The 19650-nt window shown below is 53.4% G+C and carries 20 protein-coding genes; 9 read left to right on the top strand and 11 right to left on the bottom strand.

Features of this window, described 5'->3' with window-relative positions; translation table 11 throughout:
* Positions 1 to 156: 156 nt before the first annotated feature.
* The gene (locus tag AC07TV_RS15425; protein WP_494649437.1) at positions 157 to 522 is read right to left on the bottom strand and encodes a helix-turn-helix domain-containing protein; all 366 of its coding nucleotides are present in this window, start codon (positions 520 to 522) and stop codon (positions 157 to 159) included.
* A gap of 39 nt (positions 523 to 561) precedes the next feature.
* Between AC07TV_RS15425 and AC07TV_RS15430 the strand changes: the two genes are divergently transcribed.
* A complete protein-coding gene (locus tag AC07TV_RS15430) occupies positions 562 to 903 on the top strand; it encodes a hypothetical protein (protein WP_494649253.1) in 342 nt (113 codons plus the stop codon).
* 309 nt (positions 904 to 1212) lie between these two features.
* Here AC07TV_RS15430 and AC07TV_RS15435 read toward each other — a convergent pair whose 3' ends face one another.
* Entirely contained in the window at positions 1213 to 1515 is a 303-nt protein-coding gene (locus tag AC07TV_RS15435) for a DUF3892 domain-containing protein (RefSeq protein WP_494649254.1), read from the bottom strand.
* Positions 1516 to 1625: 110 nt separating this feature from the next.
* Here AC07TV_RS15435 and AC07TV_RS15440 point away from each other — a divergent pair, with 110 nt between their 5' ends.
* Genes AC07TV_RS15440 through AC07TV_RS15475 form a run of 8 tightly spaced genes read left to right on the top strand, consistent with a single transcriptional unit; the run spans position 1626 to position 11857 of the window.
* The gene (locus AC07TV_RS15440; RefSeq protein ID WP_494649255.1) at positions 1626 to 2204 is read left to right on the top strand and encodes a restriction endonuclease subunit S; all 579 of its coding nucleotides are present in this window, start codon (positions 1626 to 1628) and stop codon (positions 2202 to 2204) included.
* A gap of 13 nt (positions 2205 to 2217) precedes the next feature.
* Positions 2218 to 3729: a type I restriction-modification system subunit M gene (locus AC07TV_RS15445; RefSeq protein ID WP_494649256.1), complete on the top strand. Its 1512-nt coding sequence runs from the start codon at positions 2218 to 2220 to the stop codon at positions 3727 to 3729.
* Positions 3722 to 4759 (top strand): virulence RhuM family protein, encoded by a 1038-nt coding sequence (locus AC07TV_RS15450; RefSeq protein ID WP_494649257.1) that lies wholly within the window; start codon positions 3722 to 3724, stop codon positions 4757 to 4759. Before AC07TV_RS15445 ends, AC07TV_RS15450 begins: the two co-directional genes overlap by 8 nt.
* The gene (locus AC07TV_RS15455) at positions 4749 to 5945 is read left to right on the top strand and encodes a restriction endonuclease subunit S (RefSeq protein ID WP_494649258.1); all 1197 of its coding nucleotides are present in this window, start codon (positions 4749 to 4751) and stop codon (positions 5943 to 5945) included. Before AC07TV_RS15450 ends, AC07TV_RS15455 begins: the two co-directional genes overlap by 11 nt.
* Positions 5946 to 9224, top strand: coding sequence for a type I restriction endonuclease subunit R (locus AC07TV_RS15460; protein WP_494649259.1), 3279 nt, complete (start codon positions 5946 to 5948; stop codon positions 9222 to 9224).
* 1 nt (position 9225) lies between these two features.
* On the top strand, positions 9226 to 9951 hold the full coding sequence (locus AC07TV_RS15465) for a M48 family metallopeptidase (RefSeq protein WP_494649260.1): 726 nt from the start codon (positions 9226 to 9228) through the stop codon (positions 9949 to 9951).
* A gap of 10 nt (positions 9952 to 9961) precedes the next feature.
* Positions 9962 to 10912 carry a DUF5655 domain-containing protein gene (locus AC07TV_RS15470; protein WP_494649261.1) on the top strand — a complete coding sequence of 317 codons (951 nt, stop codon included), beginning with the start codon at positions 9962 to 9964 and terminating at the stop codon, positions 10910 to 10912.
* A gap of 60 nt (positions 10913 to 10972) precedes the next feature.
* A complete protein-coding gene (locus tag AC07TV_RS15475; protein WP_494649262.1) occupies positions 10973 to 11857 on the top strand; it encodes a hypothetical protein in 885 nt (294 codons plus the stop codon).
* A 36-nt stretch (positions 11858 to 11893) separates the two neighbouring features.
* Here the strand turns inward: AC07TV_RS15475 and AC07TV_RS15480 are convergent, their stop codons facing one another.
* The 9 genes from AC07TV_RS15480 to AC07TV_RS15520 all read right to left on the bottom strand — a co-directional run bounded on the left by AC07TV_RS15480 (position 11894) and on the right by AC07TV_RS15520 (position 19644).
* On the bottom strand, positions 11894 to 12358 hold the full coding sequence (locus AC07TV_RS15480) for a hypothetical protein (protein WP_494649263.1): 465 nt from the start codon (positions 12356 to 12358) through the stop codon (positions 11894 to 11896).
* Between the two features lie 8 nt (positions 12359 to 12366).
* Complete coding sequence (locus tag AC07TV_RS15485; protein WP_494649264.1) at positions 12367 to 13110, bottom strand: metallophosphoesterase family protein; 744 nt, start codon at positions 13108 to 13110, stop codon at positions 12367 to 12369.
* Between the two features lie 144 nt (positions 13111 to 13254).
* Positions 13255 to 13785, bottom strand: coding sequence for a hypothetical protein (locus tag AC07TV_RS15490; RefSeq protein WP_494649265.1), 531 nt, complete (start codon positions 13783 to 13785; stop codon positions 13255 to 13257).
* Positions 13782 to 14246, bottom strand: coding sequence for an HAD domain-containing protein (locus AC07TV_RS15495; RefSeq protein WP_494649266.1), 465 nt, complete (start codon positions 14244 to 14246; stop codon positions 13782 to 13784). The genes AC07TV_RS15490 and AC07TV_RS15495 overlap by 4 nt, the downstream gene beginning before the upstream one ends.
* Positions 14239 to 15015 (bottom strand): metallophosphoesterase, encoded by a 777-nt coding sequence (locus tag AC07TV_RS15500; RefSeq protein WP_494649267.1) that lies wholly within the window; start codon positions 15013 to 15015, stop codon positions 14239 to 14241. Before AC07TV_RS15500 ends, AC07TV_RS15495 begins: the two co-directional genes overlap by 8 nt.
* 256 nt (positions 15016 to 15271) lie before the next feature.
* Positions 15272 to 16045 (bottom strand): metallophosphoesterase, encoded by a 774-nt coding sequence (locus tag AC07TV_RS15505; protein ID WP_494649268.1) that lies wholly within the window; start codon positions 16043 to 16045, stop codon positions 15272 to 15274.
* Positions 16042 to 17226, bottom strand: coding sequence for an AAA family ATPase (locus AC07TV_RS15510; RefSeq protein ID WP_494649269.1), 1185 nt, complete (start codon positions 17224 to 17226; stop codon positions 16042 to 16044). The genes AC07TV_RS15505 and AC07TV_RS15510 overlap by 4 nt, the downstream gene beginning before the upstream one ends.
* Before the next feature lie 910 nt (positions 17227 to 18136).
* Positions 18137 to 19126: a ComEC/Rec2 family competence protein gene (locus tag AC07TV_RS15515; protein WP_494649270.1), complete on the bottom strand. Its 990-nt coding sequence runs from the start codon at positions 19124 to 19126 to the stop codon at positions 18137 to 18139.
* A gap of 26 nt (positions 19127 to 19152) precedes the next feature.
* A complete protein-coding gene (locus AC07TV_RS15520; protein WP_494649271.1) occupies positions 19153 to 19644 on the bottom strand; it encodes a hypothetical protein in 492 nt (163 codons plus the stop codon).
* Positions 19645 to 19650 lie beyond the last annotated feature (6 nt).

The following is a 19650-nucleotide window of genomic DNA, read 5'->3' on the forward strand; positions in this document are numbered from 1 at the left end:
CTTGTGGACAAAAACAGTCCCTCTCCAGGCGAAACATGCAGTTTCGTGGAGCCCTAAAGGTTGACGGGGTACGAGCAAGGGGGGAATACTGAGATTGCGAAGGGCTCGGTTTTTCCGTGCTCGCGGGGGCCGTGCGAATGCACGGCTTTCGTTTTTCTACATGTTGATCTCCTGCTTAGTAGTGGACGTAAGCGCAGTCAATATTGAGTAAATAGCGTTAGCAGCGCTGACATCTAGGTAAGGAACGCTTCCTACAAGTAATTCAAGTAGTCCTGCATTGGGGAGACTGGTGGCGTTTCCGCGGATTGCGCGCGATATGCGACTGACCGCAGCGGACCTTCGAATTTGTTGCTCTTCCATTGGTGTTGCTTCAAGGGCCCGGACAAGCCGGGTTAAGGTTTCGGCAGATGGCGGAGCACGCCGATCACATTCAATAGCAGCAAGATAAGACGGGTCTATTCCAACGCCATAAGCGACTTGCTTTTGCAGCAGCTGGTGGCGCTTCCTGGTACTGACGAGCACCTTGGCGAAATCTAACTGGGCTAATGGTCGGCGAGGGAGATGATCGCATTCATTCAAGAAGTGGTATCGCTTGACAATGGTTGTACATTTTTCAAGCTTATTGCCCTATGGCTATCTGTCAATGAGGCAATAATTATGCAAAATGGATTGTTTCTAGGGGAGGTGCAAAAAATGCGCATCTTCCGAAAAAATTTTGCGTTAGATGCACAAATCCAATTTTTCCTAGAACTAAATAAATGCTGTTTGTTGCAAAATAACGACATGTTTGCGTTGGTAATACCAACCGTTATTGGGCTTAATGATTCGTTTGAGAAAGTTGGTGCGATTCAGAAGTTTTTCATTTGGTATCTCCAACTGCCGAATTCTGCAGATCTCGTATGACGTCAGCCAAATGTCAAGGATATTTGTGTTGAACCTTCGACCAGGGGGAAATGAGTCTGGCTGCTCAGAGGCCGCGATCATCGGAATCCCGATCGTTCGATTGCCCATCATCAAAGTTATACAAAAATGTTATCGAAGTTAGAGTGTAACTTCGAGCCAGACGTCTCTTGCACAGCATCAATAGACACAGATTTACGGGAGAATATATAAGACCACGATCCAGCTTTATCGAGCCGGATGTGCTGCACAGTTAGCAGAAAATGAAAAGCCGCTCAGATGAGCGGCTTTTTGGTATGCGGCACCCTTTTTCTACCCAACAATTTTGCAAGCAGCACCACATTCAGGCTGCGCCAGAAGGTTGTCGTTCCACTTGCCATCTGCGTATGTTCTCAAATAGGGCATTTTTCCGGTTACCCGAACTACGCCGATTTGCGCTCGTTTTCCAGTCTGCTTATCGACGGTGTAATACCCCTCGGTTTTTGCCTCAATTCGCTTAATCGCTTCTTCACGCGTCAGACGCCATTGAATGGTGGTATTTCCGATATGCGTGATGTGCTCGTGAGGGCTGTTGCGGTTCGGCTTCGTAACGCAGTTGACTTCAAACTCTTCCATCTCAATTCTCCATAAATTCGCATCATTAACAATGATGCAGTAAATAAATGGTACTTGCGCTTTTTCGAAAGCGCAAGCAAAATTTGCATCATCATGATTGATGCAAAACTATGATTGAAATTCTTCAATATATGGCCGACGTTTTGCCAGGGCATCCCTTTCGCGGCAGCATCGCTGAAATCCCTGGCGGAAATGCTCGTGCTCTTCAAATGCGAGATATCGGCTCAGATGGCCAGGTGAACTGGAATGGCATGGTTCAAACGCAGGTCGAAAGTCGCCGGGAACCTGATTGGCTACAGGTTGGCGACATCGTGTTTGCCGCACGAGGTCAGAGAAACTACGCGGTATGTTTGAGTGAAGTACCGTTTTCCGCCGTCTGTTCCCAGTATTTTTTCCTTTTGCGATGTCGAGGAGAGGCCTTGCTGCCAGAGTTTCTCGCCTGGCAGATCAATAGCCTTCCTTGTCAGCGATATTTTGCTAGTAGCGCCGAAGGCACTGATCAGTTGAGCATCCGTCGTCCCGTACTGGAGGCTTTGTCAATCGCAGTTCCCTCACTCGCTGATCAACGTCGCATTGTTGAACTTGAGCGCTGCGCTCAGGCTGAACGCAGCGCGCTGGAAAACCTTATCCAGAATCGCCAGAGGCAACTCGATGCCTTGGCTCTGCAACTCTTCACGTCCCATTCCTAATTCGAAAAGCCCCATGACCGTCACTCCGATCAATCAAGACACCATCAACGCTGCCGTCTGGTCTGCCTGCGACACCTTCCGGGGCACTGTCGATCCCAGCATCTACAAGGACTACGTCTTGACCATGCTGTTCCTGAAATACATCTCCGATGTCTGGCAGGACCATTACGAGGTCTATGCCAAGGAACACGGCGACCATCCCGAATTGATTACCGAGTTGCTCAAGAACGAGCGTTTCGTGTTGCCGCCGAACGCCAATTTCTATGCTTTGCACAAAGCGCGTCACCAGCCTGGCAATGGAGAGCGTATCGACAAGGCTTTGCACGCCATTGAGGAAACCAACATTACCAAGCTGCGCGATGTGTTCCAGGACATCAGCTTCAATTCCACCAAGCTGGGCGACGAGGCGCAGAAGAACGATATCCTGCGCCACCTACTTGAGGACTTCGCCAAGCCGGAACTCAACCTGCGGCCGAGCCGCATCGGCCTGCTCGACGTCATCGGCAACGCCTACGAATTCCTGATCAAGAACTTTGCTTCGACTAGTGGCAAGAAGGCTGGTGAGTTCTACACCCCGCCGGAGGTCTCGCAACTGATGGCGCTGCTGGTCGACCCGCAGGAAGGTGACGAAATCTGCGATCCGACCTGTGGTTCCGCCTCTCTGCTCATGAAGTGCAGCCAGTTGATCCGCCAGCGCAGCGGCGGCAAGAAATATGCGCTGTTTGGTCAGGAAGCCATTGGCAGCACCTGGGCGCTGGCCAAGATGAACATGTTCCTGCACGCGGAGGACAATCACCGCATCGAATGGGGCGACACCCTGCGCAATCCCAAGTTGCTCGATGGCAACGGCCAACTCAAATTGTTCGACATCGTCGTCGCCAATCCCCCGTTCTCGCTGGAGAAATGGGGTTTTGAGAATGCCGAAGCCGATCCCTACAAGCGTTTCCGCCGTGGTGTGCCGCCTCGCACCAAGGCTGACTACGCCTTTATCCTGCACATGATTGAAACTATGAAGCCGAGCAGCGGACGCATGGCGGTGGTTGTGCCCCATGGCGTGCTGTTCCGGGGGGCTGCCGAAGGGCGTATCCGTAAGGCCTTGATCGACGAAAATCTGCTTGAAACAGTCATCGGTCTACCGGAAAAACTCTTCTACGGCACCGGCATCCCCGCCGCCATTCTCGTCTTCCGCAAGAACAAGAAGGACAACAAAGTCCTGTTCATCGACGCCAGCCGGGAATACCAGGATGGCAAGAACCAGAACCAGCTACGCGACGCCGACCTACAGAAAATCCTCAATGCCACGGTCAACCGGAAAAATCACGAAAAATACGCATATCTCGCCAGCGTCGCCGAGATTGCCGAGAACGACTACAACCTCAACATTCCCCGTTATGTGGATACCTTCGAGGAAGAGGCCGAAATCGACCTGATGGCCGTGCGCGCCGAGCGCGAAAAGCTCAAGGCCGAACTGGCGGTGCTGGAAGAGAAGATGGCCGGGTACTTGAAGGAGTTGGGCTATGAGTGAGTCAGGCGATCAAGCACGCGCCGAACTGGTCATCTATGCAACCGATGACGGCGCGGCGCAGTTCTACCTGCGTGCGGAAGGCGGCACCGTCTGGCTGAGCCAATTGGAACTGGCCGAACTGTTCCAGACCAGCAAGCAGAACGTCAGTCTGCACATCAAGAACATTTTGGGCGACGGGGAGTTGCTGGCCGAAGCAACTGTCAAGGAATACTTGACAGTTCAAACTGAAGGACGCCGCCAGGTCGAGCGCTCCATCCAGCTCTACAACCTTGATCTCATTCTTGCTGTTGGCTATCGCGTCCGTTCGCCGCGCGGCATCCAGTTCCGCCAGTGGGCCAGCACTCACCTCAAGGAGTTCCTCATCAAAGGCTTCGCCATGGATGACGAGCGCCTCAAGAACCCCGGTGGCTGGGACTATTTCGACGAGTTGCTGGATCGCATCCGGACAATTCGTGCCTCGGAAACTCGTTTCTATCAGAAGGTGCGCGAGCTCTTCTCGCTCTCCAAGGACTACAAGGACAATCGCGAAGCCACCGACCTCTTCTTTGCCGAAGTCCAGAACAAGCTGCTCTTCGCCGTCACCGGCAAAACTGCCGCTGAAATCGTCGTTGACCGCAGCGATCCGACGCAAGCCAACATGGCCCTGAAAACCTGGAAAGCCGGACGGGTGCGCAAGGCCGACGTGATCGTCGCGAAGAACTACCTGGAACTTGAAGAAGTCGATGAACTCAACCGCCTGATCACCATGTTCCTGGATTTTGCTGAAGACCGCGCCCGCCGCAGGCAGCAGATCACCATGGACGACTGGCGGCAGTTCACCGCCAATTTCCTCGCCTTCAACGAACGTGCGCTGCTCAAGGGCGGCGGCAGCATCAGCCGCGAAAGCATGGTCAGAATTGCCCACGAACGCTATGAAAGCTTCGATGCTCAGCGACGCCGGGCGGATGCCTTGCGGGCCGATGCCGAGGACATGGCCGAACTGGAGGCGATTGAAAAGTGCTTGCCCAAGGGAGGCAAGGATGTTGCCTGAGGGGTGGAAGCGAACAAGTGTCGGAGAGGCTTGCGAGATAAGGAATAACCTTCGATTTCCGCTCAGTGCTGAGCAGCGCTCTGGAATGATGGGAATTTATCCTTACTTTGGCCCGACGGGGATTCTCGGCTATCTGGACCATTTCCGGATTGACGAACAATTCGCGCTAATTGGTGAGGACGGAGATCACTTCCTGAAATTTAGGGAGCGAGAAATGACGGTCTTTTTCCAAGGGAAGGCCAACGTAAACAATCACGCCCATATCATTGGAAATTCGAAGTGCTGTTTGGCTAAGTGGTTTTTCTACTCTTTGATGCATCGTGATTTGACACCGGTGATCTCGCGCCAAGGTGTTGGTCGTTACAAGCTGACAAAAGCAGGTCTTGAGCAAATTGAGTTGCTATTGCCTCCGCCAGAAGAGCAGAGGCAGATTATTCGGCTGTTGGATACGTGGAATGAAGCAGCAGCCACCACCGAAAAACTCCTAGCCAACAGCCGTCGGCAGAAGCAGGCGTTGATGTGGGGCTTGCTTTCCGGCAAGCGCCGTTTCGATTCTCCCTCCGGGTCTTGGCAATACGTCGATTTCGATGATGTTTTCGAGCGCGTGACGCGGAAGAACTCAATCTGCAACGACAACGTGCTGACCATTTCCGGCCAGCATGGACTGATTAGCCAGCGCGACTACTTCAACAAGAGCGTCGCGAGCGAAAACCTGTCCGGCTACACCTTGCTGGAGCGGGGCGATTTCGCCTACAACAAGAGCTATTCGGCCGGCTATCCAATGGGCGCCATCAAGCCCTTGCAGGCTTACGACGCAGGCGTGGTTTCCAGTCTCTACCTTTGTTTTCGTTTGCGTTCCGATGTCGATGCTGATCTCGATTTCTTCCGCCATTACTTTGAAGCGGGGCTGCTGAACGAGGAGATTTCCGGCATTGCCCAGGAAGGGGCGCGCAATCACGGCTTGCTGAATGTCAGCGTGACCGACTTCTTCAAGCTCCGGCTGCACATTCCGCCGGCGCCGGTGCAGCGCAAGATTGCCGAAGCCATCAACGTCGCGGAAGCCGAAGAGCGTTGGTTTGAGCAGGAACTGATCCGATTTCAGGCGGAAAAACGTGCCCTGATGCAGCAACTCCTGACCGGCAAGCGCCGCATCCGTCTTCCCGACCACGAAGCGGTGGAGGCCTAAATGAGCGCCGTCCCGCAAACCCGTGAGCAAGTCAGCACCCACATTCCCGCCCTTCATCTGCTATGCAATCTTGGCTGGAATTTCCTGTCGACCGCAGCCTGTCTGGCCTTGCGCGGCAGTACCCGCGAGGTGGTCTTGCGGCCCCGGCTGGTCGAGGTTTTGCAGACTCGCCGCTTCGAGTACAAGGGGGCCTGGTATCCGCTGTCGCCTTCCGGCATTGAGCAGATCGTCCGCGAGTTGTCGGCGCTGAGCCTGACAGAAGGGTTGCTGCCGGCCAATGAGCGGCTATATCAGAAGCTGGCTTTGGGTATTACCGTCACTGAGTTCATGCCGGATGGCAAGAAGCATCAGCCGACCATCGCCGTCATCGACTGGGCCGAGCCGGCGGCCAATCGCTGGGAGGTGACCGAGGAACTGGAGGTGCTGTCTACCCACGGTACGCATAGCCGGATTCCCGATCTGGTCTGTTACGTCAATGGCTTGCCGCTGGCGGTGATCGAGGCGAAGCGGCCGGAGAGCGGTAAAGCCGAGAAAGCGACGGTCGACGAGGGGATCAGCCAGAATTTGCGTAACCAGCGGAACGACGAGATTCCGCAGCTTTTCGCCTACGCCCAGTTGCTGCTGGCGGTAAACCATAGCGAAGGGCGCTACGGCACGACCTTTACGGCGGCGAAGTTCTGGGCGCGCTGGCGGGAGGAGGAGTTTTCCGACGGCCAACTGGCGGCGTGGAAGAACCAGCCTTTGTCGGCGGCGACTCACGCCGCGCTGTTTGCCGACAAACCTTCGCGCTTACGCCATCACTTCGAGCAATTGTGGGCGCAGCCGTTGTTGCCGACCGAGCAGGACCGGCTGCTGGTGGCCTTGCTGACGCCGGCCCGGCTGCTCGAGTTCCTGCGTTTTTTTGTGCTGTTCGACCGCAAGGTCGGCAAGGTGGTGGCGCGTTACCAGCAGTTTTTCGGCATCCGCGCCTTGCTCAAACGCATCCAGCAGCGCCGGCCGGATGGTGGGCGGGAGGGCGGCATCGTCTGGCACACGACGGGCTCGGGCAAGAGTTTCACGATGGTTTTTCTGACCAAGGCGCTGGTTGTCCATGAGGATCTGAAAGCCTGTCGGGTGGTGGTGGTGACCGACCGGGTCGATCTGGAAGACCAGTTGGCGCGCAATTTCATCAGCAGCGGCGCTTTTGGCTCGGCCATCGCCACCAAGAAGGAGGGCGAGAAGGCGCGGGCGCAGACCGGGCGGCAACTGGCCAAGCGCATCGGCCAGGGCGCCGAGCGCATCATTTTCACGCTGATCCACAAGTTCGCCACCGCCTCGCGCCAGCCGGAGTGCTACAACCCGTCGCCGGATCTGATCGTGCTGGTCGATGAAGGCCACCGCAGCCACGGCGGCGAGACGCATGAGCGGATGAAGAAATCGCTGCCGCTGGCGTCTTACGTGGCTTTTACCGGCACGCCGTTGTTGAAGAAAGAGAAAGCCGCCAACAAGTTCGGCCCCATCGTCCATGCCTACACGATGCAGAAGGCGGTGGAGGATGAAACGGTGGCGCCGTTGCTCTACGAGGAACGGGTGCCCGAGCTGACCATCAACGAGGAGGCGGTGAATCACTGGTTCGAGAAGATCACGGCCGGGCTTTCCGAGGCGCAGAGCGCCGACTTGAAGAAGAAATTCGCCAACAAGCGGGCGATTTACGGCGCTGCCAACCGTATCGAGCTGATCGCTTGGGACATTGCCAGCCATTTCAGCGAGAACATCAAGAAGCTGGGCCTGGGCTTGAAAGGCCAGGTGGCGGTGTTCAGCAAGCTGGATGCGATCCGCTACCAGGGCTATCTCGACGATACCGGACTGGTCAGCAGCGCCATCGTGATTTCGGCGCCGGATAGCCGGGAAGGCAATCTGGAAGTCGATGAAAGCAAGCTGCCCGAGGTGCAGAAATGGTGGAACGCAAACGTCGGCAATGATCAGGAAGGCTACGAGCGACGGGTGCTGGACGGTTTTGCCGGGGATGGCGAGCCCGACCTGTTGATCGTCGTCGACCGGCTGCTCACCGGCTTCGACGAGCCGCGCAATACGGTGCTCTACATCGACAAGCCGCTCAAGGAACACAACCTGATCCAGGCCATCGCCCGCGTCAATCGTCTGCACGAGGCCAAGCGCTACGGGATCCTGGTTGATTACCGGGGCATCCTGAAGGAGCTGGATACCGCGGTGAAGGCTTATCAGGATCTGGAGGCGCGCACCCAGGGTGGCTACGATCTGGCCGACATCGAGGGGCTTTATCAGCAGTTCAGCAGTGAGTACAAGCAGTTGCCTGGCTTGCATCAGGACCTGTGGGTGATCTTTGCCGACGTGAAAAACCGGCGTGATCTGGAGCAATACCGCCACGTGTTGATGCCGAAGTACGCCGAGGATGAGGAGGGCCAGAGCTACGATACCCGCCAGAAGGTGCGCGATGATTTTTACGCGGCACTGACCAAGTTTGGCCTGTGCCTACAAACGGCGCTGGCTTCACGCAGCTTTTATGAGGATCACACCTTTTCGGAAGCCAAGTTGGCGACTTACAAGGAAGACCTGCGCTTCTTCACCAGCCTGCGCCAGATTGCCCGGCGGGATGCGCTGGAAACGGTCGATTACAGCGTTTACGAAGAGCAGATTCGCCGCATGGTGGATAAGCAGGTGATCGGTAAGGAAGTGCGCGAGCCGGAGGGGGTCTATGTCGTCCACAAACTGGGCGGTGACGATCCGGAGAACTGGAGTGAGGAAAAGACCCGCAACGAGACGGACATGATCCGTACCCGCCTGAAAAAGACCATCGAGCAGGACTTGGCCGATGATCCCTATGCCCAGAAGGTGTTTGCTGATCTCTTGAAGGAAGCGATTGCTGCGGCAGAGGCAATGTTCGAACACCCGGTGAAGCAGTACGCGCTATTCAAGAAATTCGAGGAGCAGGTTGAAAGCCGCGAGTTGGATGGCGTGCCCGATGTGTTTGCGGGCAACGCGCACGCTCGGGCCTATTTCGGGATTTTCCGGATGGTGTTGGGTGAGGGGGACTTTGTCCTGGGTGAAGAAGGGGCGTATGTCGAGGAAGCCCGTTTGATTGACCAGATCGTCCGCGATGCGGTGGCTGAGAATTCGCTGAATCCACAAAATATCGAGGCGGCGATCCGCAAAGCGCTACTCCCCCGTTTGTTCGGGTTGATGGGACTGGAACGAGCGAAAAGCGTAATCGAGCAGGTGATTCAGGTGACCCGCGTCGGCTTGAGTCGCGGCGGCTTCTGATATGCAGCGCAGCATCCGGTATGGCGATGCGCGCATCGCCTTTGCCATTCACTTTGTGCCAAAGCCACGTCGTCGAATCACTATTCACGTGCTGCCGGAAGGTTCGATCCGTGTCGATGCGCCGGAGGATGCAACTCCGGAGACGGTGATTGACGCTGTGCGGCGGCGTGCCCGCTGGTTGTGGAACGAACTTGAAGCCCGGCGCGAACGCTGCCTGCATGTCCTGCCGCGTGAGTACGTCAGCGGCGAGAGCCACTTCTACCTGGGCCGGCGCCATATGCTGAAGGTGGAACTGGCGGATGGGGAGAAAACCAGCGTCAAATTGTTGCGTGGCAAGTTGCTGGTTACTGTGCCGCGCCGCGATTCCTCATTGGTTCGTTCGGCGCTGGAGGATTGGTATCGGCAGCGGGCTCGGGAGGTTTTTGCCCGACGGTTAGCGGAGCTTGCCCCGCACTTACCTTGGTTATCAGCGGCGCCGAGCTTCCGTTTGCTGAACATGCGCACCCAGTGGGGGAGCTGCTCGCCATCCGGCGAACTCGTGCTTAACCCGCAGTTGGTGAAGGCCCCGCGGATCTGCATCGATTATGTGATCTATCACGAGTTATGCCATCTGCGAGAGCATAACCATAGTCCGGAGTATTATCGCCTGCTTGAATCTGTCATGCCTGACTGGGCCTCGCACAAGGAGATGCTCGATAGTCTGGCGGAAGTGCTACTGAATCGATAGGGATCTGATTGTGAGCGATATCAAGCTGTTTCGTTTTTCTTCAGGCAATGCAGAGGAACTGGCTGGAAAATCGGCAGCCGTTGAGAAGACATTGCAAAATCTTATCGAGTCGCAGATGGATGCATTCCTTGGTGTGCGCTTCCTCGCTTCCGAGTACGGCACGGGCGCCAAGCATCGCGGGCGAATTGATTCCCTTGGGCTGGACGAGAATGGTTGCCCTGTGATCATCGAATATAAGCGCCACAGCAACGAAAACGTGATCAACCAAGGCTTGTTCTACCTTGATTGGCTGCTGGATCACAAAGCCGATTTCCGCTTCCTGGTGATGGAAAAGCTCGGTAAGGATGAAGCGGACAAAATCGAGTGGAGCGGTACTCGCCTACTTTGCATTGCAGCTAATTTCACTCGTTACGACGAGCATGCTGTAGCGCAGATAAATCGCAATATAGAGCTGATCCGTTACAAGTTGTTTGGCGATGACCTGTTGTTGTTCGAGTTGGTCAATGGCGCGAGCGCTACTAGCACGCAGGCGACTTTTGAGATCGATGAGCAGGTTTCGGATATCAAGCCAGTGAAGGCGCCTGCGGCATCAACCTTGGCTATGAAAACGCACGCCGACCAGATCGCCACCGCTTCGCCAGAACTCCTGGCGCTGTTTGAACAGACACGTAGCTTCATCCTCGCCCAAGGCGACGACATCATCGAGAAACCCCTGAAGCTCTACGTGGCATTCCGTCGTTTGAAGAACTTTGTTTGCCTTTCGATGACCTCCAAGCAGGATCCCCGCATTATCTTGACGCTGAAGCTTGATCCGGCAACTGTCGAACCCGAAACGGGATTCTTGCGGGATGTCACCAACATCGGTCACTGGGGAACAGGCGATCTGGAGGTTGTGCTGCGAAAGCCGGCAGACTTCGAGAAGGCAAAAGCCCTGATCGAGCGGGCCTACCAAGAGAATTAAAGGACTCTGACTAATTCGTGACGACTATCGTTGAAAGACTACTTCTGAAGATCGAAAACTATGATCGGTGAGATTCATTCGGCCCTGAACGTTGGCGAAAAGCTCTGGAAGTTCATCGGATTTCTCCGAAAAATAAAAACGCCCCAAGCTGAATCTGTGAGCAGCCGATTTGTTCGGTTGTTTGAGTGTCACAACGTCCATCGCAATCAGATTCCACGCTTTTTTGGTCACGGTTTGACGGTTAAGGACGTGCATGACGATCTGTCACTCCTCAGTAAGCTCGATGAACCCCTGCTAGATGCAGCCTGCGAACGGTTTGGTGTGCGCAGAGAGTGGTTGGATGGGGCGGAGTCCCAAGTCTACGCATGTCACGACTTTTACAAAAAATCAGGGGATGTGCTGCCGTTCTTGAATCAACTCAGGGAGGGTAATCCGGAGGGAACTTTGGACGGTATGTTGATAGCACCAGAAGATGGTGAAGGCTATGCTCTTGTCGTCTTGAGTGAGAAGATTGGCGAGATTGGGAATAAGGCGATCTATCGATTCCATCTGTGCAATAACTGGGTGTTTGATTACTGGAAATCGCGAGCTTGCCTGACTGCGTTTGTTGCGATCTGTTGGAAAAATGGCGTGCACATCCGGGGGACTTACCTACCGGAAAAAGAAATCGAACGGATTGCTTGGGGAGAGGCCTTGGTCGGCACGGAGGAAGGCGAACCAGCAATTCGTGGCGCTAGGCTCTGGGATCCCGAAGACATGGCTCTGAGGCCAGATGTGTTTCTTTCGGGAGTTGATTCTGAACAGGATCAATTTGGATTCAAAGCCGCCTTACGGCTATGGCTCGATCTTGAACAGCAAGGCTATATGAGTACAGGTCTGGCGATGTACTCCAAAGAAGCAATTCGATCCACTTTTGAGCAAAAACTCGCAGAATTTTCAGCTTAAACTGGCAAGAACTACTCTTGGGAAATTTGGAAGCCCCTATCTCTCGTCAGCAGATGGTAATTCACTGTAAAACGATAGCGAAACAATCTGGGCGTGTCCGTACGATGGCTTATGGAAAGCCATATGTGCTCCGGCCAATGCATTTCCTGTGGCCAAGGTCAGTAGCCATGTGAATTCTTGATTGGTTAGGTGGGCAACAACATCGACCCGCTCCCGAAGAGAAATAATCGAGCCAACACTTGGCTCAATGTGTTGGGCAATTGTTACTTTCTCGGAAGGAAAGATTGAGCCATGCACCTGGGTGAGTCCTTTGATCGGTTCATCGAGTGTTCCAAAGAATTCAATGCACTGAAGGGTTCTCCGCTCAGGTGGCAAGCCGCGTGGCTTATCAATGGAGAAGTGCATACCAAGAGACCAACGATCAATGGTCATGTACCGGGCAAATATTTCAGTTTGCCGCGCTCGCTTGCTTGTTCGTTTTTGAACCATCTTGTCACCCACACGGTTGGCTATTTGGTTAGCTGGCCGCCGTACTGATCAACAATTGACATAAACCCCACACTGAATGCCTGAAAACCCAGTTGAGCGGTGTGCTCGTTGTAGTTTCGATGTTGATGGTGATGCCCATGAAACGCCAACTTCACGCGCATCGATTGCGCTAGGCCCGTCATCGCTTGGAAGCCATGTTGATGGCAATCCGGCGCTTCGTGGCTCACCAGGATGTCAGCCTGTTGGCCATATAGATTTAACCAGTCATCGTAGAAGATTGTTGAGGAATGCTTGCGTAGCAGACCATCCCGACTGATCTGCTCAATAGTTGGACGCTCCAAGTGCAGTCGGTTTGGGCGTTTTGAATTTTGGCTGGCAATCAGTGCCGGCCAGTTGCGGATCTCCGGTACGTTCTCGCTATCAGGGTTCCAAATCTGCCCCCGGAAAACCCCGCCTAGCCCGGCGACCTTGAAACCTGCGATGGTTGTAACTTTGCCGTGCAGGTTTCGCTCTTGGAACAACTTGTCGCCATAAAGATTCAGGTAGTTTTCTGCGCTGTCAGTGTCATGGTTACCGGGAATAAAGTAAGCCGGAATCCCATTGTTTTCCAGATCGCTAATGCAATCGGAGAAAGAGCTCTGGCACTCTAGATCCCCGAGAAAAATCACGGCAGCCGGGGTTTCCCCGGTATGCTTTACAGTTTCCATGACGTGATCGAAGTTGCCATGGTTGTCGCCTAGCATCCAGATTAGCGGCTTAATCACCTTCTCCTCCATGGATCAAGGCAACTAGAGGGAGGAAGGCCCACAGTTCGCATCTTTGATAGCCGTATCGGTACTTCCTCCGGTAGCCCTTTAACTGCTCCCGGGTGTCGCGATCGCACACAATGATCTCCATGGCTTGCTGGTTCATGACTTTCTACCAAAAATCGCCTGATGTTTTTCGCGTTGAGTATCTGCAATCAGCTTCAGTCGGCGAGCATCGTAGAGCGCATGATGAATCATGCCGGGATGCTGCTCCCAAAAGGCATTCTCAACGTCGACAAGTGCACGCTGGATCTCGATCTGATCTGATCGAACCCAAACCTGCCCTTGGACCTTGGCAGGGAAGGTTGAAAACTCGGCATAGCAGTAGCTGTGAATGATGTGCCAATCGACCGAGTGATCCGATATAAGCTGGATCGGCTCTTTAAATCGCTCCAGCCAGTTGCAGAAACGCCACGCAAAATGCGTCGAAGGCATCCGTTCAGGAATCTTGTCGCCTTTTCCCAAAAGCGGGAGCACGGTTTCGACTACGAAGGGTGAGCAGTCCTCATGCAGAAAATCCGTAATCTCCACGTACCATTCTTCGCCGCATTCTGTAACGAACCCGGCCGAAATCATGTCCCAATCGACGTTTCCGTCGAGGCTCGTAAATTCAGTGTCGTAATAGATTCTCATGGCTGGCATCGTGCAATCAGGACTTCCATGTGCTCAGGCTTCAAGCCCGTGATGTGGTCGATTGCAATCAGGTTCGTGCAGTTGGGTGAGAAGTATTCCTTGAAGTCATCCAGGGCGAGCCACGGCCGATGGTTCTGGCCGTTGCCGAGTAGCCATAGCTTGATTTCGGTTTCCCGCCGATAGCATTGCGTGATGTTGGCGCCGCGCTCAGACACCATGCTAGGCGTGGTGCCAATAAAGCGGCCGGCATGCTGTTCGCCACCGCCGGCAGTCACGAACTCGATCAGTTCATGGACTGGATGAATCTCGCGCCAGCTTGTCGAAAATACGACCTCGATGTGCGGGCAGGTATCGAGCAATTGCCAGATCAGGTGCCGGGCTGAAAATAACGCAGCGCCCCGAGCGAAATCCGGATGCAGTACGCCGTCGAAATCAAGGAAGAGAACGGGCGACTTAGACATCGAGTACCAGCCAAGGATTGAAGTTGTTGATAAGCGCCTCTCCACCGAAACGGTCGCCGTATCCTTTTGGATTGCACACCACCTGAACCCCATTCACTTTGTATTCACACGCTTGGTGAATGTGACCATGAACCCAAAAATCGATGCGGTCGGGCGTCCAGAAGGCTTCATTTGTCCAGTCATTGGCATAGGCGGGGTTCAATTCGTCTTTGCACTTCCGCCGCCATTCAGGAATTGATAAAGGGCTGGGCGCATGATGCGAAATGACGACAGTTTTCCCGGCGAAGGGCGTCGCAAGCTCGCGGCGCAACCAGTCACGGGTTTCCTCGTTGATCCGGATCAGATCGGATGGGATCAACTTGCGATACTTGGTTGTCGCCCGGATCTTCGTGTAATCACTCATCACCCGCTCGGCGTCCAGAGCCGAATACAGCCGTTCGCCATGGATAGAGAAGTCCGTCCATGACGTCGCACCAAGGAATTTAACCTCACCGATCACGATGCTTTCACGTTCCAAAACGGTCACTTGGCCTTTGGTTTTCGCGGCTTCCGAACGCATTTTGGAAAGCGTCTTGTCGAGGTGGCCAGAATAAAATTCATGGTTGCCAGGCACGTATAAAACTGGAACGCCGAAGTTGTCGGCCGCCCACTTGATGCCACGGGCCTTGGTGTGGATATCGCCGGCCAAAATGACCAAGTCGACCGGCAGCACCTGGGGCTGAAAGGGGTAAAGCTCAATGTGCACATCCGATAGAAGCTGGATTCGCATAACGATCTCTCGCTTGATCGAGTATGCACGCGTGCATACTAACCTATTGATTAAATGGTTGTATTCTGCAGCGAATGGGTGTTTTTGCATACCGATAGGTAGGAAATTCCTTTTCCAAGGCCGTTTGCCCCAGAAGCAGTCTTCGAGCTAATGAGGCAACTTGACCCAGTTCGGCTTCGTTTCTGACTTCCAGTGGAACTATTGGCCGGTATTCGCCAAAAGGATGCAAAACGGATGTCGAAGTCGAAGAATAGAATCATAGTTCGATCACCAAGTCTGGCCGAAAGCCATTGTCAGCGCGCACGCGCTCACTTGGATATCCCAGCTGATTTGAGATTACACGACATCCGTTTTCTGCCTCGAAGTCGGTATTGCCATGCGTGTGCCCATAGCACCAGGCAGCGATACGGTACTTGGCCATCAACCAGGAAAGATCCGTGACGAAGTAAGGCGAGAAATCGCTCCCTTCGAATTTCGGCTCTACGCATCCACGGTGCGGGGCAAAATGCGTGATGACCACCGTCTTGCCATCGAATGGTTTCGCAAGCTCGGTATCGAGCCAGTGCACGGCCTTTCGATGGAGTGCTAATGTATCTCGTGGCTCAAGGCGAACAGCACCATGCGCTTGGATCATCCAATAGTCATTGATGTTTCGCTTGGCGATGGCCATATAAGCCTCAACTTTATCGGCTCCATATAGATCAAAGGCGCTCCATAGCGTGCAGCCGAGAAAGCGAACGCCGCCGGTTTCGATTACGCGTTTCTCCATGAACTGAACCCCCGACTGTTCCCACTTGGGCTGGCGCAGCTGATCGAGCAGGCCGAGATGCGCGTCGTAATACTCATGATTGCCCGCCACGTAAAACACAGCAGGGGAAGCGGTTTCCTGATGAAACGCTCCGGCCGCCCATGCCAGACCATGCGTGTGACTTGCTATGTCGCCAGCAAGGATCACAACGTCGACATCGAGCGCGGGCGGCCCCCACAAGCCGAGACCAAGATGTAAATCGGAATAGAGCGCAAACTTCATAGGAATCCCATTCTTTGCCCAATTTCGTCTGGCAAATTTAAATCGTCGTTTGTGATTTGACGGTCCTGGATCAAAGCCCGACCGGCAGCCTGGCGAAGGATCTGCTGTACGCCTCTCAAATCAATGCCCCGGTTCTCTGCAATCTGGTTCAGGATTTCATTGCTGAAAGTCACGCCATAGCGTTCCTCGAAGCCGGCGGCAATGCGGCTTACAACCTGAAAACGTTGCTCCAGCGTTGGCGGCAGAATTTCGATCATGCGCATGCGCGAGCACAACGGTCCGGGGATGTCATGAATCTCGTTAGCCGTGGCAACAAAGATAATCCGGCTCGCATCGAACTCGAGCTCCAGGCATTCATCACGAAAATGTCGTGCCGAATCGGGTTCGAGAAGGTCGAGCAGAGTCGGGATCACCGGAAACCGGGGATCGGAACCCATCTTGTCGATCTCATCCAGCAAAACCACGGGTGCGGCACTCTCTCCCCGGGCCAGAAGTTTGGCGATTCTGCCTGGCCGGGTCGTTCCCCAACCCCGTGAAACGCCACAGAGCTCAAAAGCTCCCGATGCTGCGCCCATGGATAGCTTGTCAAAACCGACGCCGAGAATCGCCGCGAGCTGGGAAACGAAGCGCGTTTTGCCAATCCCTGGTGCTCCGTACAAGAGCATGGGGGTCACTCGGAATTCATCGGGTGGGCCAGATAGTGCCAGCGCCAATTCTGAAGCCAACGCTTCCGCCGCCAAAGCAAGGTTCGGCATTTCGCTCACCACATTTTGAAGATGATCCCGAATATGGGACAGCGTCACATTGCCTGACAGCGCATGTCGATAGCCGTCATCGCGTTTTGCATCTTCGAGCGTCGGCAGGATCTGACCGGATTTCTCATCACCATCAGCCTTGACCGTTTTGGTCGCTCGGTCAATCGACTCTCGATTGAAAACAGGGACGAGAGGCGTCGTGCCAACTGGGGCTGGTTCAGGAATGCACGCCTCTAATGCAGCTTCCTCTTCGTCCGCTTCCTCGTCGGCGACTTGCTGAGAGGCTTCCTGCTGCATTTGCTTGATCAGAACGGTTGGCAGAAGCATCGCTGCATTGCCTTGTTGGCGGTGAATTTGGAAACCTGGCGGGATATCTCTCTGCCCCGATAGTCTGATTGCGGCTGACTGTGAAATAAGGTTGTCCATTTGCTTTCCTCTCTGATCTGGCTTGTGGCCGGAAAATAAAAAACCCCGCTGGCGGGTAGCCTGGCGGGGTTTTAGGTGGAACTGGGAATGCTTCTGTACTACTGCATCAAGTGTTCATTCTCCCCGCGTGGGAATAGGCGGTAGTGACCACCACGGTATTCGTGGCGGCTATATTGCTAACGCGAGGGGTGAGGTTGTAGCGGTTCATTGTTGTTCCTGATACCTATCATTAGCGATGTTTTGTGGCAGGTCAAGCAAAAAAATGAGAGGAAAATCCGCTGATGTTGCGATTATGTCAATTCACTATTTAAATAGTGTTTGCACCGATGCATGAATGCAAACACATTTATATAAATCAATAATATACGGTTATATTTTTCGTTCCCATGTGCTTGGATGATACGTGCCCGATACACGGACGGACTTATTTACGCGGAATACTTCCCTGAGTTCAATGCCATTCATAAGGATGAAAGCGGTACTCTCTGTGAAGTAAAAATCATTTTCCAACTCGCCAAACCAAAAGTAGTGGTGTAGCTCATTGCGATTCCCAGCCCCGTCGCGGTGAAGCTGAATCACTCTGAACCTGGTCATGCTAACGACGCCGCGATATGGTTTAGAAATCAAATATGCAGCCACTAATTGCTTTAAATCACGAAGTTGGAACTGCTTAAAAGATGTCTAGTGGAACAGTGATTTCGCCAAGTTATGGCTAAAATGCCAGCTATTAATAGATTAGCTGCACAGATCTTCGAAAGAAAAAGCCCACCAGTTCAAGTGGGCTTTTTCTTTGAGGGTCAGTTTCTCGGCCAAAGCCGACTTTGGCCCAGTGACAAATCAGCTTCCGGTTTTGATCGCAAAACGGCCTTGTTGCTTAAATTGGAAGAAAGCTGAAGGAACTTTCAGGGTTTTATTCTTTGATGCGGCGAAGCCAGTAGTAGCCCAAATCATTGGTTATTAGGGTAGCGTTTCCTAGTACTGATTGGGTATATGTCTTGTTCTCAATGAATACGTCGATGTATCCGTTACCGATATCGAGAACTATGTTGCCGGCTTGGTTGCTGGTAAGGATGTCTAAGCCACGTCGAGACCATTGTCCGTAATCAATGTATTGGCAGGGAGCACATCCTATGATGGTTAATTTTGGCTTGATGAAGTCTAGAAAATCGTACGAGCGGCCCGAGTCTCTACCATGGTGGGGGGCTAGCATCACGGAAGTGTTTGCAACATCGTTGGCATAGTTGTTCTTTATCTGTTCGAAGGCTGCGTCGTGGGCGTCACCGCAGAACAATACTTTTCCTCCGGCACTTCGATAGAGGACGACGTAAGAACCCTCATTTACATCATCGTCAAGGTCGGGATCGGCTAATAACTCTTTCGTGGGTGCCAATATGTGAAGTGCGTCACCTACGCCATCGTTGTCATCCTTATTTGCATAGATAAATTGAGCCCCCGCCAAGTGGGTGACGACCGTGACATCCTTCTCCTTTCCATCGCGGACCTTTACATATCGATCCCAGTCTTCTTCGATGTATTGCGAGTTGTTATTGAATTCGGGCTTTTCGCGGCGGGTACCGGAATGCCAGAAGTTGTTGATTCCAATTTCATCGACTAATCGATTGAAGCCATCCATGTGGTCCATGTCTGGGTGCGTCAAGACAAACCGGAATACCTTCTTTATACCTATCCAATTGCAATAATCGATTGGGTTGGTGTTGTGGTCGCACATGCGAAAATTACCGGCTGCTCGCCCTGCCGTCTTCATTGCTTCAGAAAAGTTTGCTTTTTGGGTCGTTTCTGAATTTCCGTCGCAGATGTCAATCATCGTCACGCGACCACTGGCGTGTTGAACTACCGTGCAGTCGCCAGGATATACGTTAATAAAGTGAACTCTTGCCATGCCGGGGCTCCCGAGTTATTTCAACTCTATTGAGTTTGTTTAAGTTGAACTCGCTTTGTGATGTAGTTAGATTGCTTGCGGTATGAGAACAGGTACAAGGCGAAGAGTAGAGTTAGTGCCAAATAACCCCCCCATTCTTTTAGCCAATGGCACTCTTTGCCAAATTTGTCGAATGCTGCTACCACGCCGAATAGGAGCAACATTGAGCAGAAAGTGCGATACATGTTGTTCTGTTCCGATAGGATCTCGATCTTAGGGTCTTCTTTGGCGGCGGCAACAAAGTCCGCGTATGGAGCAAAAGTTACGAATTTAGTTCGCTTTAGAAGTGGCTCGATAAAAAGCGAGCCGATTCGGCTAATAACAGAGCCGATAAAGTAATACACGAAGACCCCGATAACTATGCTGTCTTGAATCGTATGAAAAGAAGTGAGCCTATCAACCAGTGCGGCAAAGATGACTCCTGGAAGCAGATAGTTGAAAAGGTTGTAACTGGTTAGCTTGTCGAGCAAGTCTTTCATTCGATA

The organism is Azonexus sp. GW821-FHT04F04, from assembly GCF_059420025.1.

Coding starts and splice junctions, on each gene's coding strand:
- AC07TV_RS15520 (WP_494649271.1), bottom strand. CDS start 19,644: ATGAAAGACTTGCTCGACAAGCTAACCAGTTACAACCTTTTCAACTAT.
- AC07TV_RS15475 (WP_494649262.1), top strand. CDS start 10,973: ATGATCGGTGAGATTCATTCGGCCCTGAACGTTGGCGAAAAGCTCTGG.
- AC07TV_RS15490 (WP_494649265.1), bottom strand. CDS start 13,785: ATGAGAATCTATTACGACACTGAATTTACGAGCCTCGACGGAAACGTC.
- AC07TV_RS15500 (WP_494649267.1), bottom strand. CDS start 15,015: ATGCGAATCCAGCTTCTATCGGATGTGCACATTGAGCTTTACCCCTTT.
- AC07TV_RS15450 (WP_494649257.1), top strand. CDS start 3,722: ATGAGTGAGTCAGGCGATCAAGCACGCGCCGAACTGGTCATCTATGCA.
- AC07TV_RS15515 (WP_494649270.1), bottom strand. CDS start 19,126: ATGGCAAGAGTTCACTTTATTAACGTATATCCTGGCGACTGCACGGTA.
- AC07TV_RS15445 (WP_494649256.1), top strand. CDS start 2,218: ATGACCGTCACTCCGATCAATCAAGACACCATCAACGCTGCCGTCTGG.
- AC07TV_RS15440 (WP_494649255.1), top strand. CDS start 1,626: ATGATTGAAATTCTTCAATATATGGCCGACGTTTTGCCAGGGCATCCC.
- AC07TV_RS15495 (WP_494649266.1), bottom strand. CDS start 14,246: ATGTCTAAGTCGCCCGTTCTCTTCCTTGATTTCGACGGCGTACTGCAT.
- AC07TV_RS15460 (WP_494649259.1), top strand. CDS start 5,946: ATGAGCGCCGTCCCGCAAACCCGTGAGCAAGTCAGCACCCACATTCCC.
- AC07TV_RS15455 (WP_494649258.1), top strand. CDS start 4,749: ATGTTGCCTGAGGGGTGGAAGCGAACAAGTGTCGGAGAGGCTTGCGAG.
- AC07TV_RS15465 (WP_494649260.1), top strand. CDS start 9,226: ATGCAGCGCAGCATCCGGTATGGCGATGCGCGCATCGCCTTTGCCATT.
- AC07TV_RS15435 (WP_494649254.1), bottom strand. CDS start 1,515: ATGGAAGAGTTTGAAGTCAACTGCGTTACGAAGCCGAACCGCAACAGC.
- AC07TV_RS15510 (WP_494649269.1), bottom strand. CDS start 17,226: ATGGACAACCTTATTTCACAGTCAGCCGCAATCAGACTATCGGGGCAG.
- AC07TV_RS15505 (WP_494649268.1), bottom strand. CDS start 16,045: ATGAAGTTTGCGCTCTATTCCGATTTACATCTTGGTCTCGGCTTGTGG.
- AC07TV_RS15430 (WP_494649253.1), top strand. CDS start 562: ATGATCGCATTCATTCAAGAAGTGGTATCGCTTGACAATGGTTGTACA.